The organism is Pseudonocardia sp. KRD291, assembly GCF_019263595.1.
Lineage (GTDB): Bacteria > Actinomycetota > Actinomycetes > Mycobacteriales > Pseudonocardiaceae > Pseudonocardia.
Genome location: NZ_JADQDD010000442.1, coordinates 1 through 3,225 on the forward strand (window position 1 = coordinate 1; position 3,225 = coordinate 3,225).

Below are 3,225 nucleotides of genomic sequence, written 5' to 3' on the forward strand. Positions count from 1 at the left end.
GACCTGCCACAACGCGTTCGAACCGAGGTTCGTGCGGCGCGTGTTCGGGTTCGCCAGCATCGCGTCGACCCATTCCCGCCGGACGAGGCCACGCCCGCGGGCGGCGGTGGACGTCAGCGCGTCGGCCACCCGCTCCAGCAGCGGCCCGTCCAGGTGCCGGATCGCCGGTACCGGGAAGTACCCCTTCCGCCGGTCGATCACCGCGTCCGGGAGCACGCCCCGCGCGACCTGTTTGAGCACGCCCTTCCCACCGTGCGCGAGCTTGTGCTCGGGCGGGCATGCGGCCATCGCCTCGACGAGCTCGTGGTCCAGGAACGGCACCCGCGCCTCGACCCCCCAGGCCATCGTCATGTTGTCCACGCGCTTGACCGGGTCGTCGACCAGCATCACCGTGGAGTCGATCCGCAGCGCGGCGTCCAGTGCGGTGTCCGCACCGGGTTCGGCGAAGTGCGCGGCGACCAGCCTCCGGCTCGGGTCGTGACCCAGCAGCCAGGACGGTTCCAGGATCTGTGCCATGTCGGCGTGCGGGCGGTCGGTGAACACCCGGGCGTAGGCGCGCGCGGCGTCGTCGCGGGGGATCCGCGCGAGCGGCGGGTACCAGCTGTAGCCGGCCAGCACCTCGTCCGCGCCCTGCCCGGACTGCACGACGGAGACCGACCTCGACACCTGCTCGGAGAGCAGGTGGAACGCGACGCAGTCGTGGCTGACCATCGGTTCGGCCATCGCCTCGACGCACCCGTCGACGGCCGGCGGCATCCGCTCCGGTTCGATCATGATCTGCTGGTGGTCGGTGCCGAACTCGGCCGCGACCAGGTCGGAGTAGGCGAACTCGTCGCCGCGCTCGCCGCCCGCGGCCGGGAACCCGACGGAGAACGTGCGCAGGTCGCGCTGGCCCTGCTCGGCGAGCAGCGCCACGATGACCGACGAGTCCAGCCCGCCGGAGAGCAGCACCCCGACCGGCACGTCGGCGACCATCCGGCGGCGCACCGCGGTCCGCAGGCGTTCGCCGAGCAGCTCCGCCCAGCCGCCGGCGTCGAGGCCCCGGTATTCGGAGCGGCGCTCGTGCACCGGGCGCCAGTAGACGTGGTCGGTGGCGGCGCCGTCCGCGGTCACCGTGCGGACGGTGGCGGGCGGCAGCTTGGACACCCCGGCCAGGATCGTGCGCGGCGCCGGGACGACGGCGTGGAAGCTCAGGTAGTGGTGCAGCGCCACCGGGTCGAGCGCGGTGTCCACCCCGCCGCCGGTGAGCAGCGCCGGCAGCGACGAGGCGAACCGCAGCCGTTGCGCGTCCCGGGTGAGGTAGAGCGGCTTGATGCCGAGGCGGTCCCGGGCCAGCGTCAGCGTGCCGGTGTCGCGCTCGGCGACGGCGAACGCGAACATCCCGTGGAAGCGGTCGACGCAGGCGCCGCCCCAGCGGTGGAACGACTTGAGCACCACCTCGGTGTCGGTGCCGGAGAAGAACCGGTAGCCGCACCGCTGCAGCTCGGCTCGCAGCTCGCGGTAGTTGTAGACGCAGCCGTTGAACACGCACGTCAGGCCCAGCTCGGCGTCGACCATCGGCTGGGCGCCGCGCTCGGACAGGTCGATGATCTTCAGGCGGCGGTGCCCGAGCGCGATCGGCCCGGCGGCGTGCATCCCGGACCCGTCCGGCCCGCGGCGGTGCATCGCCCCGGTGATCCGACCGACGGCCGCGACGTCGGCCGGTCGGCCGTCGTACCGCAGCTCGCCGGCGATCCCGCACATCGCGCTGATCCTCCTCGTACGGTCGCGGGCCCGTAACCCGTTGTGGTGCACTCGCCCTCATGTCCGGGCCGAGCGTGGGTGTCGTCTTCCGTCCGCAGTCGCCACCGGAGCAGCTGCCCGCGGTCGTGGACGCTGCCGAGCGGGCCGGGGTCGCGGAGCTCTGGCTCTGGGAGGACTGCTTCCTGGCGGGCGGGCTGAGCACGGCGGCGGTGGCCCTGGCGCGCAGCGAGCGTTTGCACGTCGGCGTCGGGCTGCTGCCGGTGCCGCTGCGCAACCCGGCGCTGGCCGCGATGGAGATCGCGACGCTGGCGCGGCTGTTCCCGGGCCGGTTCCGGCCGGCGCTCGGGCACGGCGTCCTGGACTGGATGGGGCAGGTCGGCGCGCGGGCGGACTCGCCGATGACGTTGCTGGCCGAGTACACGGGCGCGGTGCGCGCGCTGCTGCGCGGCGAGCAGGTCGACGTCGCGGGGGAGTACGTGCGCCTCGACCGGGTCGCGCTCGACGGGCCGCCGCGGGAGGTGCCACCGGTCCTGGTCGGGGCGCGCGGACCGCGCACGCTGCGGCTGTCCGGGCGCCTCGCCGACGGCGTCGTGCTCGACGCGGGCCTGGACACCGACGACGTGCGCGACGCCCTGCTCGAGACCTCCGCCGACCGGCCGCGCGACGCCGGCGCGTTCCACGTGGTCTGCTACGTCGCCGTCGGTTCGCACACGTCCGACCTGGCTCACTGGACGTCCGCCACGGCTGCCGCCTACGGCGAGGCCGGCGCGGACTCGGTCGTGTTCGTGCCGCCGGCAGGCGACCCCGACCCGACGCGTCTGATCGAGGCGATCGGTCGGCCCGGCGCCGGGTGACGTCGCCATCGATAGAACTCCCGAGGGCGCGGCGGATATCCGCCGCCGCCGCCGTCGCCGTCCGGGCCGGACCCGCGGTTCGCCCGGCAGGTAGCCCGGAGGCCGCCGGCTCCCGTCCAGCGGCACCCGCGCACCGGCACCCGCCCACCGGCACCCGCCCCGGGGCAGAGCGTTCCTGAAAATCGCCTCACGAACTCAGAGACCTCGTGAGGGATTTCCTGGAGACAACCACCCCGGGGAGCCCGCAGTCCTGCACTCCCCGGGGGAGCCCGCAGTCCTGCACTCCCCGGGAGAGCCGGCAGTCCTGCCTAGCCGGATGACGGCCACGCGATGCCGGGGTGCGGGCTGCGCCGGTCGGCCTCGGCGGGGTCGAGCTCACCGGCGGCGACGGCGGCGTGCAGCTGCGCCACCGCCGCCAGCTCGTCGCGCTGGGCGCGTGCCCGGGCGGCGGTCATCGGGTCGCCGTGGCCGGGCACGAGCGTCGTCGCGGCGAGGGTGAGCAGCCTGTCGACGGCGTCGGCCCAGCGGTCCGGGTACGCGTCGGGGCCGTGGCTCGGGGGCGCACCGTTCTCCAGCAGGTCGCCGGCGAACAGCACGCCGTCGTCGGGAAGGTGCACGGCCAGGTCGT

Annotated in this window: 3 protein-coding genes; 1 reads left to right on the forward strand and 2 read right to left on the reverse strand. The window is 74.8% G+C overall.

The genetic code is table 11. The features are described from left to right. The coding region (locus I4I78_RS31415) for an N-acetylglutaminylglutamine amidotransferase (RefSeq protein WP_218615141.1) at positions 1–1,743 on the reverse strand (1,743 nt) is incomplete at its 3' end. A 59-nt stretch (positions 1,744–1,802) separates the two neighbouring features. Between I4I78_RS31415 and I4I78_RS31420 the strand changes: the two genes are divergently transcribed. Beyond that, positions 1,803–2,597, forward strand: a complete 795-nt coding sequence (locus tag I4I78_RS31420; RefSeq protein ID WP_218615142.1) for an LLM class flavin-dependent oxidoreductase — start codon at positions 1,803–1,805, stop codon at positions 2,595–2,597. A gap of 308 nt (positions 2,598–2,905) precedes the next feature. On the opposite strand, the gene I4I78_RS31425 is transcribed toward I4I78_RS31420, so the two are convergent. Beyond that, the coding region (locus I4I78_RS31425; protein ID WP_218615143.1) for an MBL fold metallo-hydrolase at positions 2,906–3,225 on the reverse strand (320 nt) is incomplete at its 5' end.